We start from the raw sequence: 15,886 nt of genomic DNA on the forward strand, positions 1-15,886 counted from the left end.
AAGAATTTGGCGGGCATGGCCGATGGTCTCCTTGGTTTGATTATGTGGATGATGCAATTCCGGTAAGAAATCGCACTTTGTAATACACAGGCCGTAGTTTTTTGCGTACCCACGGCTCAACATATTTGGCAACTAAGCTACCAACTCCGATAACAATGATTATTGGTACAACCGGAATCAGAATTGATGGCATCCAAGGTGTTGCGTGGCCCATTTTAATGATCATGGAAATCATCATGTTTTCGTGTAGCAAATATAGCGGATAGCTGATAAAACCCAGAAAAATCAAAGATGGCCTGCTCAATGCCGACTGGATAAATGAAGTTGAAATCGCAGACGTAAAAATGATTACGACAGTGATGGCTGCTATAGTTTGTTGCCACTTCAATCCGCCAGTAACTATCGCAGAGACTAACGCTACCAGGATCGCAGCATTCAATAATGATATTTTTCGCTCATGGAAATATCGGTAATACAACGCACCGGCAGCAAACCATCCAAATTGACTCGCGCTGCTAATCCGCATTAGCAAATCAGGAAAGCGAAGATCGATAGCAGGGAAAGCGTGTTGAAATTTGCTTATTATTGCTGCGATTAGAAATAGACCGACAAGCATGATTATCATCTTTTTTCCACCCATAAAAAAATATAGGAGTCCCGCTATAAAGTAAAATTTCACTTCAACAAATAACGACCAGAATGCGCCTTCAATGACGCCTTGGGGAGAGCCCAAAAAAAATCCCCACCATGCAGGTTCTATGAATGTCAACCCTGGCAGCATGTCACGAACTACCAGTCCGCCCATCGGCCTCTCGGGAAATAAAGTAGCCGAAGCGAATATCACTATCGAACATATCAACATTGCAGGAAAGAGTCGGAGCCATCTACGAGAGATAAAATCTCGAAAATTCTGAGACTTTTCTAAAGTCATAAAAATGACAAAGCCAGAAATCAAAAAAAACAACTGAACCCCAAGCCAACCATAAGAAAATATTGGTACCTGAGTGAATCTATCCCCAAACGGCACCAGGCCGGGCCATCGAGCATAAGAGTGAAACAAAATAACTGCGAAAATGGCGACACCGCGCAGGCCATCTAAAAATTTCAGCCTGTGGCGATCTGCTTCGATTGCTAAGTTTGCATTGTTTGTTGTCATACCGGACTAATTAAGGGTGTTTCTATATATTGGAATAGGCAAGCGGTGCAAGAAATAAACGCAGGGAACACAAAGCAAGATAGCTAAAGCGCTGCTGACGACACTCCATCCGATCGTGTAATTATAATCGCTCGGAATCATGTGCAGAGAAGTCGCGACGCCACGCACCAGGCTCAAGAAAATGAAATGCGCTGGGAAAATGGTCAGCGTATTTTCTGAAAGCCAGTTACCTACTCTCGACGACGGCAATAACTGGGAAACAGAAAATATGGCAACAATTCCTAGTAATGCGGTCGGCAGATAGAGAGCCGGCCGCATGCCGAAATGCATGTTGGCGAGATCGACCTGGTCGTTTAATAATTCTGTGTAAATAAGCAGCGCCGATGCAATGAAAAGCATCAATACGAGATAGCCTGGCCGTATATTGTTAAAGAAATTTTTCTCCCGGACATACTGCCCGACCGCATAAAACGAAAGCGCTATCCACATGCTATCGAATCCTAAGGGAAGCCTGTAGGGCGAATATTTCCACAAAACCGAGAGGAAAAATGCCAGCAGTGCAAACAGACATGTCGAAGCCGTCAATGTCAGAAACTTGCGCGCAGCCTGATAGGCTATCGCTGTCAGGATAAGGCAAGGAAAGAACCAGAGCGGAGGATCGATATACAGATCGGATTCCAGGCCGGTAAACAATCCGACGATCGGCTCATACCATGTCTTGCCGGAATACTGCAAAGCCTTAGCGCCCATATTCCGCGTGGCAAGCCAATAAAGAAAAGCGAACAAGAAAAACAAAAGATAAGGCAGGCCTAAGGTTTGCAATACTTTTTTCGTGTTGCTGCAAATAGTCGCTTCTAATTTGTTTGATTTGATCAGAAATCCGGAAATGAAAAAAAACAGCGGAACGTGAAAGCTGAATATCAATCGCAACAAATCATGCGGCAATCCTCTGCTGTGACCGAGAACGACAAGAACAATCCCGATGGCCTTGGCATTATCAACAAATCCGTAGTGACCGGATGAGGTTTGATTGCGTGGTGAGCGATAGTTCGATAAGGGAAGAGTCATTTAATTGCCGGATTTCCTGACGATATAGCGCTCAATGGCTAACGCTACCAGGTCTCTGATTTCATGTTTGAAATCGCGTTTTTTCTGCGTTCTTTTGCGATGGCGAATATGTATTGAGTCCAGCGGTTTTTCTATGTATGGCAGCTGAATTGTATAAAAGTTTTTTCCCGGAATAAGAAAACCATATTTTTCAAAGAATTTGTCATACGAAAAATGGAGTTTGTCACCCTGCGAAATCTGGTTTTTACTACCGATACCCACGATCGTACGGAAACCGAGGGCCATTCCAACCCCATTCATGGCGGCCATCAACAGCTGGGCCGGCTGAATATCGTGACAAACCTTGGTCGCCTGCCTGACCTCCTCGAAATCGTTCATTCCTTGAACGCTGGATATGAAAATCACATTATCGTCCGGCCGCTCAAATGCGCGGCCATTGGCGATGACAAAAATAATGCGATAAATACACACCTGATTTTTCTTGAAAATCAGACACAAATCCCCCTCAAAATCTATGGTGTGCGGAAACTCCAACGTTATTTCAAAACAAATATCATCGATACTCTGCTGCCAGAGTGGAATGGGAGAATGATAAACGACATCCAAAAAGTCACTTCCGAAATTATTCTGCAGATAGGAATAATGTTCAATCAATATCGACAGGCAATTCCTTGTGGAGAGATCAAATGATATGTAGTCTCTCAGATATTTGTATGTCAACTCCGGATGTTTAATAATCAATCGCTTCGTTTGCGGATGGCTAAGAATACGTATGAGTCGCAAGTGCTCTTTAATATTAATTAAAAGCAGCATGCCTCTATGCCACGTCTTGAATTTGAGGATCGATCTCCTCTGCACTACATTGCGGGTGATTCTGGATGTTGTAGCAAAGAAAAATCTGAATGGGAGCTTTGAAATAAGTGTCATTATGGAATCCTTATCGGAAGACCACCTCGTCGAGTGTGAACGATAAGGGATGTTCAAGCTGCTGCTGGGATGCAATCCCAGCGAAGTAATCGGCTGGCTGCCGCAAATTGCGCCGAAGAAACATAATTGCCTGTATGTAATCAAGAGCGGTTCGGTCGTCGTTAATTGAAACGGTAACTACTCCGTGGAAGCAAGCCGGGGGCGGCCCGGCAGCCGCTCACTTTCTTTGCTTCGCCAAAGAAAGTAAGCAAAGAAAGGCGACCGCAAAGCCGTTGCCTTCCCTTCGGTCAGGTTCCCAAATGGGGCGTCTGCCGGTCGGGTGGGGAAACAAACTCGCTGCGCTCAAACAAGTTTCCCCACAATTCCCGACTGACAGCCGCCCCATTTGGCAACGTCTCAATGCGGAATTCAAAAGCAACGTCAAAACCCACAGCCTCTGGAGTGAATCGGGGGACTGTATTTGCAAGCAGCGCAACGTGCCGCATTATTGCGCCCCACTTAATCCACCACGAAGCGCCGAGGGGTTGCTGTTGCCGTTGCTGTTGTTTTTGATCTTCCGCATTGAGACGCTGCCAAATGAGACGACTGGCATTCGGATAAAGAGGGAAAACTTGTCTGAGCGCAGCGAGTTTGTTTTCCCTCCCGAATGCCAGTCGGCTCATTTGGGGACCCGCCCAACGGGAGGGCAGTGGCTTTGCGGTCGCCTTCTTTTGGTTACTTTTCTTGGCGAAGCAAGAAAAGTGACTGGCTGCCGGGCCACCCCCGGCTTGCTTCCACGGAGTAATGACCGTTTCAATTAACGACGACCGAACTGAATGCCCCAAACCCCACCGAAAAAACATAAGTTCCCTATATCTCCTGTCGCTTAGAAAGGCAAGCTTGCATCCGGCTTCACCGCCAGAATCACGCGCTTGAATGCTGCCTGTATGCGCAGCAACGCCGCTTCCGATTCCGCCTCAAAGCGCATCACCACCACCGGCGTGGTATTCGATGCGCGCGCCAATCCGAATCCATCCGGATATTCGACGCGCAGGCCATCGATCTTGATCATCTCATCGGCGCCGGGAAATTCCGCTTCCTGCTGCAATTTCGCTATCAGCGTGAAGTTCTCGCCTTCGGCCAGTTGCAGTTGCAACTCCGGCGTGCTGATCGACTGCGGCAACGCATTCAGCAGCGCCGACGGATCGCTTGCACGGCTCAATAACTCCAGCAAACGGACGCCTGCATACAAGCCATCGTCAAAGCCGTACCAGCGATCCTTGAAGAACACATGTCCGCTCATCTCGCCACCGAGCGGCGCCCCGGTCTCACGCATCTTGGCCTTGACCAGCGAATGCCCGGTCTTCCACATCAGCGGCTTGCCGCCGTGCCGGGTGATCCACGATGCCAGATGGCGCGTGCATTTCACGTCGTACAAGATTTCCTGGCCCGGATGGCGGGTCAGCACATCGGCGGCGAACAGCATCAGCTGACGGTCCGGATAAATGATCTGGCCGTCTTTGGTGACCACGCCCAGACGGTCGCCATCGCCATCGAACGCCAGGCCGAGTTCGGCATCGGATGTCCGCAGGGCGCGAATCACGTCCTGCAGGTTTTCCGGATGGGCGGGGTCGGGATGGTGGTTCGGGAACGTCCCATCCACCTCGCAAAACAACTCTTGCACCTCGCATCCAAGCGCGCGATACAGTTCACCGGCAAACGCCCCGGCGACGCCATTGCCGCAATCGACCACGATCTTCATCGGTTTCGCCAATGTGACGTCGCTGAGGATGCGTTGCAAATAAGCGTCCTTGATGTCGTGGGTGCGGTAACTGCCCGCGGCCGCTAGGAGCGCCTGTTCGGCAGTACCGCTGACGATCGCCTGATACAGCGCCTGGATCGTCTCGCCATGAATCGCTTCGCCAGCCAGCACCATTTTGAAGCCGTTGTAATCGGGTGGATTGTGACTGCCGGTGACCATCACCCCGGATTGCGTACCCAGGACATGGGTGGCGAAATACACCATCGGGGTGACGACCATTCCCAAATCAATCACATCCACGCCGGCTTCCTGCAATCCGGCTGCCAGCGCCGCTGTCAATTCGGGACCGGACAAGCGGCCGTCGCGACCAATGACAACGGCTTTTTCACCTTTGGCGCGGGCGGCAGCACCGAAAGCCTGGCCGATTTGACGCGCAATACCGGCATCCAGCGTTTTGCCGACGATGCCGCGGATGTCATACGCTTTGAATATCGAATTTTGAAGTGGGAGCATAGATTTAATTCCGTTTGTAAATATCATCGAAACGAACAATGTCGTCCTCGCCCAGGTAGCCGCCTGACTGTACTTCGATCAGATGCAGCGGCATTTTCCCCGGATTTTCCAGGCGGTGCTTGACGCCGATCGGTATATAGGTGGACTCGTTCTCAGTAAGGAACTTTTCCTCATCCCCACAAGTAATGCGCGCCGTTCCGCTGACTACCACCCAATGCTCGGCGCGGTGATGATGCATTTGAAGGGACAGTTTTCCACCGGGATTAACGGTGATCCGTTTGACCTGGAAGCGCTCGCCGACATCGATGCCCTCATAACTTCCCCACGGCCGATATACGCTCGTATGCGTCAGGTGCTCGGTGCGGTCGGTTTTTTTAAGAGCGTCGACGATTTTTTTGACACCCTGCACCTGGTCTTTGTGTACCACCATCACCGCATCCTTGGTTTCCACCACTACCAGGTCCTTGACGCCGATCACCGCGACGAAGCGATTTTCCGCGCGAATCATCGAATTCTGAACGCCGTCCGTATACACGTCGCCGCGCAATACATTACCGTCGGCATCGCCCTCCAGTATTTGCCATAGCGCAGACCAGGAACCGACGTCATTCCATCCGATTTCCGCCGGTACCACCACCGCTTGCCGCGTATGTTCCATCACCGCGTAATCGATCGACTCCGACGGGCAAACGGCGAAGGAAGCTTCATCCAGGCGGCAGAAATCGAGATCGTGGTAAGCGCCGTCGAAGGCTTTTTGACAGCTGTCCGCAATCGCCGGGCGAAACGCGCGCAACTCATCGAGATAACGTGCGGCCTGGAATAAAAACATGCCGCTATTCCAGCTGTAAGCCTTATCCGCGACAAAACCCTCCGCAGTCGCGCGATCGGGTTTTTCAACAAATCGTTCGACCGCATAGCAGCCATCGGCGCCGCCCAGGGCTTCACTCCGACGGATATAGCCGTAGCCGGTTTCCGGACCCGACGGCACGATGCCGAAAGTCGCGAGCGCGCCTTGTCCGGCCGCCAGCATGGCGCGCTTCACTGCCGCATGGAAAGCCGGCACGTCGCCGATCACATGGTCGGCCGGCAGCACCAGCATCACAGCGTCTTTATCCTGCTTCAACAGAAAATGCGCCGCCACCGCGACCGATGGCGCGGTATTCTTGCCTTCCGGTTCCAGCAAGATCCCGAGCGGGGCTATCCCGATTGCGCGCAATTGTTCCGCCACCAGGAAACGATGTTCGTCACCGCAGGTCACTAGCGGCGGCATCAATTCCGCCCAATCCGACAGGCGCAGCAAGGTTTCCTGCAGCATCGAGTGGTTCGAACACAGCGGCAACAGTTGCTTTGGCAAGGCCTCGCGCGATAAGGGCCATAAGCGTGTGCCGGAACCTCCGGCGAGGATGACAGGATAGATCTTCATAGGCCGCTCATGGCGAAGGCAGCGGCATTTGCCGCGGGACTCTCAAACTGCTGATCGCGCGCATCGCCCCAATCGTGCTTGCCTGTTTCCGGCAAGCGCCGCATCTTGCCTGCGCGGTTGACACTGTATTCCTTGACCACAATGACTTCATCCAGACGCGCGTCGGGAAGTATCCGCGTGTATTCAAACAAGACGCTGCGCACCACTTGCGCGCCGGCGCATAGATGGCTGCCATGTCCGATCCAGGTCGGGCCGACGATTGTGCAGCCGGCTTCGATCCGGCATCCGGCACCGATATACACCGGGCCTTCGATCGTCGTTCCTTCCCAGTCTATGCTGGTATTGATACCTGCCCACACACCGTCGGCGATCTGCGTGCCGGGGACATCCATCTGCGCTACTTCACCCTGCAATACGCTTTGCAGAACGCTCCAGTAATCGGGCACGGTACCGATGTCGATCCAGTTGAAAAAGCGTTGCTGCGCATAAAACGGCAAGCCTTTTTCGGCCATCAGCGGAAACAGCTCGGAGCCGATGTCGAACACGGTGTCGGCGGGAATCAGGTCGATGACTTCCGGCTCAAAGATATAAATGCCGGTGCTGGCGAAATTCGACAGCGCATCCTTCTCCTTCGGTTTCTCCTGGAACGACTGCACCCGACCGTCCTCATCCGTGACCACCACGCCATAATTTTGGACCTTGTCCCACGGCACTTCCTTCGTGACGACGCTGGCCAGCGCACCTTTTTTCTTGTGCTCGAACAGCGCGGAAGCGAGATCCAGGTCGATCAAGGCATCGCCGCATATGACGATGGTGGTCTCATCGAAAAAATTCGCAAACTCCTGGATCTTCTTGATGCCGCCGGCCGAGCCCAGGGGCTCCGGCACCACTTCGCCGTTGGCATCGATGCGGCCTTCGAAGGAATAGCCGATCTGGACGCCGAACTGGTTCCCGTCGCCGAAATACTCTTCTATCTTGTGATGCAAATAACTGACATTCACCATGATGTCGCGCACGCCATAGCTGGCAAGGTACTCGACCAGGTAGGCCATGACAGGTTTGCCCAGAATCGGAATCATCGGTTTTGGAAGATCGTAGGTCAGAGGACGAACGCGGGTGCCCTTGCCTGCGGCTAAAATCATTGCTTTCATTTTTTCTTACCTCATAAATGTGATCAAAAACATGTCGATCGTTTCAGGCTGGTGGCATTCGGACAGCAAGCGCCCGGCCACCCACTTCAAGTTGTCAGGTTTGTCGATTGCCGCCACGATACCTGCGGCACAAAATCAGGAAGCGCACGATATCGACGGTGTAACGGCGCAATAATCGTCGCGGCTCCAGGCACAAGCGGTACAACCATTCGAGCCGGGTGCGCTGTACCAGGCGCGGCGCACGCGGTTTGTCGCCGGCCCAGAAATCGAACAAGGCGCCGACGCCGATGAGAACATTTGCATTCAGCGCCGCACGGTTGGCCAGAATCCATTCCTCCTGAATCGGGTTGCCTAGCGCCACCAGCACAACTTCCGCTTGTGCACGATTGATCGACTCAACCAGGCTGGCGCGATTTTTCCCCATGCCGGCATAGCCGTCGCAAGTGCCGACCACCGTCTGGCCCAGCGCGTTGCGGACATGCTCCGCAGCTTTGCTCAAGACCTCGGGCTTTCCTCCCACCATAAACACGCGCAGGGGCCTGCCCGCGCCGGAAAACAGATAAGGCGTGAAATCGGTGCCATTCAAATTTTCCTTAAACGTTTCGCGGCGAATCAGAAATGCCGCGATATCCATGCCGATACCGTCATTCACAATCGTCACGGAGTCGCTTTTCATCTGGTCCAGAAGATAGCGGCACTGAACAATGAAATTCGTATTGGCAAAGAACAGCACCACCTTTTTATTGCCTCGTACTGTTCGGTGAAGATACCTGGCCAACACGCGTGAGGTCGTTTTAACGACCGGGAAACCGGCGACCGGAATAATTCTTTCTGCACTCATGGACAGCTCCCTTGAATAGCATTACCTAAAACCGAAGATGCCAGAACCTGATCCGGCATAGCGTCGAACAATCACCCTTGCGCTCATCGCATAAAAAAACGCCGCAACCGAACAGTCGACAGCAGCAACTCGTGCCAGGACCCGTTAACCGCCCTGATGTACCAACCCGTGACAGCCACCATCAACGGATACAACAGGCAAGCAAGCAGCACGCCTCCGCTGACCAGCGTCACATTGGTGAAGTGCTGCGGCAGCAGCAGCCGATAAACGGCTAAAGCCAGCGACAAAACAATGCTGCCCACCAGCGGCGGCGCCAGCGCATACCACACCATGCGCGCGCTCAGGCCGAGCGCGCGGTTCAGCAATACTTGCGACACCGGAAACACCAGCAGGTAGGCAGCACAAAACGACAGGCTCATGCCGAGCAGGCCGAATCGATAAAAACCCGCAGCCAGCGCCGTCGCGAGCGTCAATTGCGCGATGCCAAGCAGCACCGGCACGCGGTTTTTCCCCATCGCGAAATACAGATAATCATTCAGTTGCATGATCGACGACACCAGATACAGCAGTGCCAGCGCGCCGATTGTCGGTGCTGCGGGCAACCACTTCGCCCCGAAAACCGCCGCCACCAAAGGCTGCGCCAGGACCGCCTGGAAACACAGCAAGGGCGCCACGCAAAACAGCGTAATGCCGAAAATTTTCAAATAGCCCTGACGCAGCGCGGCCAGATCCGTCCCTGCGTTGGAGAACACCGGCAGCGCCACTTTATGCATTGAACTGGCAATCACCAGATACACCGCCGAGGTCACCCGCTTTGCCAGGTTGTACAAGCCGGTGGCATATGGCCCCAGAAAGATGCTCACCAGAAGCGAGTCGCCATTGTTGTTGGCAAATCCCAGAATTCCGGTCATCCCCACCTGCCGGATATCGTCCCAATATTTGCGCGTCAGCGTGCGGTCAAAAACGATGCGCGGCAGCCAGCGGCTTTGCGCCACGACCAGCACCAGGGCCAGGCCGGACGCCGTGACCTGCTGCACCACCAGGGACATCGCGCCCCAGCCGGTGCCGGCCAGCGCGATGCCGACGATGCCGCCAATCATGACCGAACCAATCGAGCGGATCGCCAGCTGCCGGAACATCATGTTGCGCACCAGTCGCGCTTCATAGGCGCGCACCAGGCCGAAGAAGAGAACCGAGACGCTCATGCCCTGCAACACCGTTCTCAGCTGCGGCGCCCGAAACAGAGAAGAAACCATGCCGGCCGAAAAAAACATCAGCGCAGCCAGCAGCAGGCCGGCCACCGTGCAACAGGTAAACACCCAGGAATACAGCCTGTCGTTTGGCTCGCTGCTACGTACGATAGGCATCGCAATCGCGTCGAATACCACCAGCCGGGTAAACAAAATGAACAGATGCGCGACCGTCAGCAAGCCGAATGCATCCGGCGCCAGAAAGCGCGCCAGCACCGCAAAGACCGCGAATGACAGCACTTGCTGCGCGAGGTTATCCACGATCGACCACATCGATCCGGACGCCAGGCTGCCGCCGTTCTTCTTACTCATCATCCGCGCCATCCGCGCATGCGCGCCAATACGCTGACGTACTTGAAGCGCGCCTTCGGGAAATTGCCACTGCCCAGAGCCAGCAAAATGCCGGCGCAGGTGCGCAGGCATGCGCTCGGGAAATACCAGAACGGATAACCATGCATCCGCATCACGCGACCGATGCCGGCCTCATATTTTTGCTGGCGGGTGCGCGCGCTTGCGTCGAAACCGGCGGTCTTCACCGGGTGATGCAGGATCAAATCGCGCATGAATTTCAGCCTGAAGCCATGTTCCAGACTGCGCAGCAGAAAATCGGTTTCCTCCGAGGCGCCCCAGGCGGTACCGGCGCCGACGCCGAGCGCTTCATTGAACTGTCCGACGGCGTCAACCACGCGCCGGCGCAGGAAAATGCTGAATGAAATCGCGCCACGCCAGACGTTGTAGCGGTTCAGCAACATGCTGCGATCGAGCCAGCGCCCCTCGCTGCGACCGTCGCCGTCGGTGAAGCGCCCGGTAATCCCGTCAAGTCCGGGATCGGCCTTCAATAGCGCCGCCACCCTTTCCAACAAGCCCGCCGGATACCAGCAATCGTCATCGGGAAAGGCAATCACATCTCCGCCCGCCAGTTTCAGGCCGACATTGCGCGCCCGCGACAAGCCGCGGGCGGAACGCACATGCTGCAGCGCAAACTTGTCGCGATACTTCCCCAGCAGCGGACCCAACCTGTCATCGTCGTTCTGATCGACCACGATCAATTCGAAATTCCGATAGCCCTGGGCGTCCAGCGACGCTAAAAACCGGGCGACCTCGTCATGCCGTCCTACCGTGGCTAACACTAGCGAAAATTTCATTTAATCTCCTTTCATGATGTTAGATGCCGGTTTTCAAAATGGCCATCTGCGGCTTATCGCCGTTGCTATCGGGCTGGATACTGTATGGATAAGTCCCCAGCCACTTGCCGGCGGCCCAATACGTCAAGCCGCCCCAGGCGGAACTGCCCTTCGTCCCGCCCACAAGTGCCGACAATGCCTTCAGGCACTGGTCGTTGACCGGCACGCCGAATTCGCCGAGAAACAGGCGCTGTCTGGTCGAGACCGCCCATTGCGTGATGCTTGCCATGACTGCACTCAAGCGTGCGGGGTCGACGCAACTGTCGCCGGTTCCGGAAAAATTCGCGTCCGCGTATTGATGGACTTCGATCATGTAGTTATGTGCAGGATCGTGAAACGACCGGAACGCATCGGCATTCGAGCCCCCCCCGGCATCTTTCGCAGACCAGGAATGTGCACCGCTCCAGCCTCCTCCGGGAACCAGGATCAGGTTCTTCGCACCGGTTTTTCGCAAGGCGAAAACCGTCTCCTGCGCCGTTGCCGCCCAATCCGCAACCGACATCTTGGCGGGTTCATTCATCAGACCGAACGCCACGTGGTCGCGATCCCTGAACGTGGCCGACAGGCGCACCCACAAATCGATCAATGCCGCACGCGGCACCCCGGACGAACCGATAGGCTGGCCGCGATATTGGCCGTAATTGTGCACATCGAGAATCAGGCAAGCACCCTGCGAGCGCGCGGCCGCAACGGTATCCGTTATCTTTTGCAACTCGGCCGGATCAAGTGCGCCGAATAATTGCGGTTGTATCCGCTCCCAAAGGAACGGCAGCCGAAAGGTATTCATGCCCTGCGCCTGAAAATAGCGCATGTCGGCCGGATCGGGATAGACGTAGTCCTTAAACACCGTCCCGGGCAATTTCTCAGGAGCGAACTCGGCGCCGCTCAGATTGACGCCGACCAGTCGTTTGCCATCCAGGCAATTGGCCGCCGCCGGTTGCCACAACAAGACGCATCCGACCGCCGCCGCAATGGCGATTGCGCGGCGCCAGATTCGCGCGAGCGGTAAGGAGTGGTCACGCGCCGCAATGGGTAGGAGTTGTATCATCTGATATCACTTTCAACGGTGAGGGCTTGCACGCTGGTCGCCAGCGGAACGAACGGAAGGAATTTCCGCTTGAATAAGTTGCCCATGGATTTAATGAGCCGCGCTCCGGGTCTTTCAACAAGTTGATAGTTGAGCCACGACAGGCCGAGAACCAGCACCATGAAAGGAAGGAGGAAAACGATCTGAAACGGTGCCCGGAGCAGTTTCTGACAAAAATAAATGACCGGCATATGCAGCAAATAAATCGAGAAACTGCATTCGCCGCACAAAACGAGGGCCTTGTTGCCAAAAAAAAGCTTCCCAAGCGCGGAGGGAAACGAAAAACTGAATACCAGGAAGGCGCCGAAAACGGCCGTCAAAATGCTGCTATAGAATTCCTTGGCGCTCGAAAAAAGAAGGACTGTCGATCCATGTCCCATCAATACCATCGAGACGACCAATAACATCGATGCAAGCAATAAACCATGCAGGATATTCAACGATTTTCGATCCACGCTCTCCGCGTCAATTCTCGAACGGCATATTCCGGCAATGGCCCCAAACATAAAATAGTGCAGTTTGGCGCCGACAAAGGTGCCCGGAAAAACATCCCGGTAGGCTACAAGAATCAAGCAGCCAAAGGCCAGCAACGCCAGACCTGCGATATCCAGGCGTGTCAGGTAACGACTGGCCGCGGCCCATACGAGGGCGAACAGGAAATAGAATTCGACTTCGGGCGTGATGCTCCAGAACACCGACACATTGCCCGAGAACAAAATATGGCGCAGGATGTTTTTGCTCGATATGTCATAGACGAAATTCGGGTCGATGTTTGTGTAAATGAAAAAAGAAAGCAAGAGAATGAAAAGATAAGCCGGCGCAATTCTTGACAATCTGGATATCGCGTACCCGGTCACGCTCAGGGCCGAAAACCTGGTGCCGAGATAGAGATAAGCCATCAGAAATCCGCTTAATGAAAAAAATATCATCACACCGATTTCGCCGGAAAAATCGTTTTTCCAGGAAAGCGAATACCAGTCCACCGAATGTCCATACACCACCAACAGCGCCGCCAGTCCGCGCAAGCCAGTGATCGCATCGATTCTTGTTTTGTTGATGGCCGGTACCATATTTTTTTTCAAATGATTTCCAATGTGCGCATCCAATCAATCAGTTCGGCTGACTAAATTCTTGTATATGTCGACATATTTGTCCGCGATACGCCGCCAGTTATAGCGATCCGCGAACTGCTGCACTTGTTCCCGCCTGTGCGCATATGCCGCTTGCGCCTCTTCGTGCAATTGCAGCAGGCGCGTGATGCTGTCTTCGATCTTTCCTGCCGACAGCAGAAGCCCGATCCTGGATTGCTCGATCAAATTGCGAAACGGCGGGATGTCGCTTAGCAGTGGCGTCAGTCCGGCGCTCATCGCTTCAATTGGCGCGATGCCAAAACCTTCGTGCCGCGACAGGCAAATGAAATAGCTGGATTGTCCGATCAGCGCCGCCAATTCCTGGTCGGACGGATTCGGCACTATTTGCACCGCATCGGCAAATTGCGGTTCATCCAGCACGGCACGCAACTCTTCTGCGGTGTGATCGTATTCCCGGCCGGCGATGATCAATTTCCAGCCTGGCTGGCGGGCGACCAATTGCTTGAATAAGGCCAGCGTTTCGAGCAAGCCTTTGTTGACAGACCAACGGCCGAAATAGATCAGCGTCCGCGTGGGCGAGCTAGCCGCTTGGCCACTGTATTTTTCCACATTGACGCCGTTTTCAATCACGGCCAATTTGGACGGACTGACAACTTTCGTAAAAATATCGCCATCGTTGTCGCTGGTGGCAATGATCTTGTCGTAAGCCATGGACGACGCCCGCGTTACCGTATTGAAGTAGATCTTTTTGAGCGTCGACGCGAATTTCGTATGAAAAAACCCGCCGTGGGTCGACGCCACCAGCGGGCGTCGATGCAAGGGCCTGGTCAGCGCGAGGTAGTCGAAAAAGAAATCGATGCCATGCACATGAATCACATCGGCGTCCTCGACATGCTGCAGCACCTGCGGACACAACGGGTATCTGCTGGTGCCGTGAAACGGCAGGCGCACCACGCCGACGCCGTCGATCAGCGCTTCAGGCGCGAGAATGCCGCTGGCGTTTCTGAACAACCGGTTGAGCGTGATGATCCTGGGAACCTGGTCGTGATGCTCGCGCTGCTGCCGGGCGATATTCTGGACCACGTCTTCCATGCCGCCGATGGAGGGAGAATACTGACGCACGATGTGCACGACTTTAATTGACATTTGGGGTTTCCTTTTTCGTGCCGGGCGATGTTGAAGCGGTTCCGGGCAGCGCCGGCGCTGCATCCTGTTGACGATCTGCGAAGCAGCCGACCAGGAACCACAGAACGCCGGCGGTTTTCAGTGCGAACAGCGACGATCCGCTGACGCACAGGATCAGAGACATGTACAGCGTGATATAGGCGCGGAACCGATTTCCTCTCTCATCGGCCATTTTGAGCATCCAGAATGCAGCCCACAAAAAAATGCATAGCAGCAGACCAAGCCGCGTGAGCAAAGAGGGATAGCCCATGTCGCCGTAACCGATGTTGAATCCGTCCAGGCCGAATATCATTCCCAGATCCAGACTCAATAATGTCTTTCCGCTCACGTAAAGGCGGCCCAGGATGTTGTCGCTATAGGGACCGTTAAAGAATACCGCGATACCCAGCAGCAGCAGCGCGCTAAGTAATGGAAGAACGATCATCCAGGCATAGGTCCTGCCCAGCGGCAAGCAGCGCATCAGCACCAGCGCCGCGACCGTGATCATGCCGTAGCGCGAGTCGCTCAGTGCAATCATCGTGACGGCGGCCAGCACGAAAAAAATCATTTCCTTGAATTCGTCGCGCCGCTTCGACAGACCCCAGGCCGCGACGATGACCGCAAAATTGCCGAGCGAAACGGGCTCCAGAAAGATCGACGATATCCGGTGATTGCCGAGCAGCGACGGCAAGATCGTGCGCCCGATCCCTTCCGGCCGCATCCCGTTCAACCCCAGTACGCTGTCTTTTGCCCAGTTGGAACCGGCGGCCAGTCCGCCTTGACTGACGTAATAGGAAAAGATATTGAACACCCGGGAGAAGGCATCCAGAAAAAACAATTCGAAAAATCCGAAGGCCAGCACCAGCAGCACCATCAGTTTGAGCAAACGATCGGCATATTTGACATCGCCGATTTGCCGTCCGATTCCATAGAACAGGATAGGAATCATCACGTCCCTGAATCCTTTCGGGTCCAGTTGATTGCGAAAAATCGCCATCAGGAACAGGTACGCGGCCACCAAGGTGGCGACGGCAATGAATTCAAGCCGGATGCGCTTGATCAACACCACCAGGCATGCGAGGTAGATGACAGCTTCGGCGAGTCCCACGCCGGCCATGGAAATGGCATGCACATTCGTGTGAATCGCGCATAGGACCGCCTGATACACCAGCGCGACCAGCAGAATCCAAAATACCGTCCGTTTGGCTGGCACTGGCACACTGACCTGGCGAGGAGAAATAGAATTCGCGATGTTCGCAAAAGAATGCATACGACTTATGGCCCATAGTG

The 15,886-nt window shown here is 54.2% G+C and carries 14 protein-coding genes; all 14 read right to left on the reverse strand.

The genetic code is table 11. The features are described from left to right. Positions 1-40 precede the first annotated feature (40 nt). Positions 41-1,156, reverse strand: a complete 1,116-nt coding sequence (locus tag AC3CHX_RS12435) for an acyltransferase family protein (protein ID WP_488644308.1) — start codon at positions 1,154-1,156, stop codon at positions 41-43. A gap of 6 nt (positions 1,157-1,162) precedes the next feature. Next, positions 1,163-2,224, reverse strand: a complete 1,062-nt coding sequence (locus AC3CHX_RS12440) for an acyltransferase family protein (protein WP_488644309.1) — start codon at positions 2,222-2,224, stop codon at positions 1,163-1,165. Then, on the reverse strand, positions 2,225-3,151 hold the full coding sequence (locus AC3CHX_RS12445) for a DUF535 family protein (protein WP_488644310.1): 927 nt from the start codon (positions 3,149-3,151) through the stop codon (positions 2,225-2,227). A gap of 287 nt (positions 3,152-3,438) precedes the next feature. After that, on the reverse strand, positions 3,439-3,813 hold the full coding sequence (locus AC3CHX_RS12450) for a hypothetical protein (RefSeq protein WP_488644311.1): 375 nt from the start codon (positions 3,811-3,813) through the stop codon (positions 3,439-3,441). 203 nt (positions 3,814-4,016) lie between these two features. Then, positions 4,017-5,405 carry a phosphomannomutase/phosphoglucomutase gene (locus AC3CHX_RS12455; protein WP_488644312.1) on the reverse strand — a complete coding sequence of 463 codons (1,389 nt, stop codon included), beginning with the start codon at positions 5,403-5,405 and terminating at the stop codon, positions 4,017-4,019. Positions 5,406-5,409: 4 nt separating this feature from the next. Beyond that, positions 5,410-6,828 carry a mannose-1-phosphate guanylyltransferase/mannose-6-phosphate isomerase gene (locus AC3CHX_RS12460; RefSeq protein ID WP_488644313.1) on the reverse strand — a complete coding sequence of 473 codons (1,419 nt, stop codon included), beginning with the start codon at positions 6,826-6,828 and terminating at the stop codon, positions 5,410-5,412. Further along, the gene (locus AC3CHX_RS12465; protein WP_488644314.1) at positions 6,825-7,979 is read right to left on the reverse strand and encodes a nucleotidyltransferase family protein; all 1,155 of its coding nucleotides are present in this window, start codon (positions 7,977-7,979) and stop codon (positions 6,825-6,827) included. The genes AC3CHX_RS12460 and AC3CHX_RS12465 overlap by 4 nt, the downstream gene beginning before the upstream one ends. A 94-nt stretch (positions 7,980-8,073) precedes the next feature. Next, entirely contained in the window at positions 8,074-8,820 is a 747-nt protein-coding gene (locus AC3CHX_RS12470; RefSeq protein ID WP_488644315.1) for a WecB/TagA/CpsF family glycosyltransferase, read from the reverse strand. Between the two features lie 83 nt (positions 8,821-8,903). Beyond that, a complete protein-coding gene (locus AC3CHX_RS12475; protein ID WP_488644316.1) occupies positions 8,904-10,385 on the reverse strand; it encodes a lipopolysaccharide biosynthesis protein in 1,482 nt (493 codons plus the stop codon). Next, positions 10,382-11,215, reverse strand: a complete 834-nt coding sequence (locus AC3CHX_RS12480; protein WP_488644317.1) for a glycosyltransferase family 2 protein — start codon at positions 11,213-11,215, stop codon at positions 10,382-10,384. Before AC3CHX_RS12480 ends, AC3CHX_RS12475 begins: the two co-directional genes overlap by 4 nt. 19 nt (positions 11,216-11,234) lie before the next feature. Continuing rightward, complete coding sequence (locus AC3CHX_RS12485; protein ID WP_488644318.1) at positions 11,235-12,302, reverse strand: glycoside hydrolase family 5 protein; 1,068 nt, start codon at positions 12,300-12,302, stop codon at positions 11,235-11,237. Further along, on the reverse strand, positions 12,299-13,411 hold the full coding sequence (locus AC3CHX_RS12490) for an acyltransferase family protein (protein ID WP_488644811.1): 1,113 nt from the start codon (positions 13,409-13,411) through the stop codon (positions 12,299-12,301). Before AC3CHX_RS12490 ends, AC3CHX_RS12485 begins: the two co-directional genes overlap by 4 nt. Before the next feature lie 36 nt (positions 13,412-13,447). After that, positions 13,448-14,578, reverse strand: coding sequence for a glycosyltransferase family 4 protein (locus AC3CHX_RS12495; protein ID WP_488644319.1), 1,131 nt, complete (start codon positions 14,576-14,578; stop codon positions 13,448-13,450). Further along, positions 14,568-15,809, reverse strand: a complete 1,242-nt coding sequence (locus AC3CHX_RS12500) for a polysaccharide polymerase (protein WP_488644320.1) — start codon at positions 15,807-15,809, stop codon at positions 14,568-14,570. The genes AC3CHX_RS12495 and AC3CHX_RS12500 overlap by 11 nt, the downstream gene beginning before the upstream one ends. Positions 15,810-15,886 lie beyond the last annotated feature (77 nt).

This window comes from Glaciimonas sp. OK215 (assembly GCF_057787885.1).

Bases quoted from the DNA above. Each gene is read 5' to 3' on its own strand.
- AC3CHX_RS12435 (WP_488644308.1), bottom strand. From the start codon at position 1,156: ATGACAACAAACAATGCAAACTTAGCAATCGAAGCAGATCGCCACAGG.
- AC3CHX_RS12440 (WP_488644309.1), bottom strand. From the start codon at position 2,224: ATGACTCTTCCCTTATCGAACTATCGCTCACCACGCAATCAAACCTCA.
- AC3CHX_RS12445 (WP_488644310.1), bottom strand. From the start codon at position 3,151: ATGACACTTATTTCAAAGCTCCCATTCAGATTTTTCTTTGCTACAACA.
- AC3CHX_RS12450 (WP_488644311.1), bottom strand. From the start codon at position 3,813: ATGAGCCGACTGGCATTCGGGAGGGAAAACAAACTCGCTGCGCTCAGA.
- AC3CHX_RS12455 (WP_488644312.1), bottom strand. From the start codon at position 5,405: ATGCTCCCACTTCAAAATTCGATATTCAAAGCGTATGACATCCGCGGC.
- AC3CHX_RS12460 (WP_488644313.1), bottom strand. From the start codon at position 6,828: ATGAAGATCTATCCTGTCATCCTCGCCGGAGGTTCCGGCACACGCTTA.
- AC3CHX_RS12465 (WP_488644314.1), bottom strand. From the start codon at position 7,979: ATGAAAGCAATGATTTTAGCCGCAGGCAAGGGCACCCGCGTTCGTCCT.
- AC3CHX_RS12470 (WP_488644315.1), bottom strand. From the start codon at position 8,820: ATGAGTGCAGAAAGAATTATTCCGGTCGCCGGTTTCCCGGTCGTTAAA.
- AC3CHX_RS12475 (WP_488644316.1), bottom strand. From the start codon at position 10,385: ATGATGAGTAAGAAGAACGGCGGCAGCCTGGCGTCCGGATCGATGTGG.
- AC3CHX_RS12480 (WP_488644317.1), bottom strand. From the start codon at position 11,215: ATGAAATTTTCGCTAGTGTTAGCCACGGTAGGACGGCATGACGAGGTC.
- AC3CHX_RS12485 (WP_488644318.1), bottom strand. From the start codon at position 12,302: ATGATACAACTCCTACCCATTGCGGCGCGTGACCACTCCTTACCGCTC.
- AC3CHX_RS12490 (WP_488644811.1), bottom strand. From the start codon at position 13,411: ATGGTACCGGCCATCAACAAAACAAGAATCGATGCGATCACTGGCTTG.
- AC3CHX_RS12495 (WP_488644319.1), bottom strand. From the start codon at position 14,578: ATGTCAATTAAAGTCGTGCACATCGTGCGTCAGTATTCTCCCTCCATC.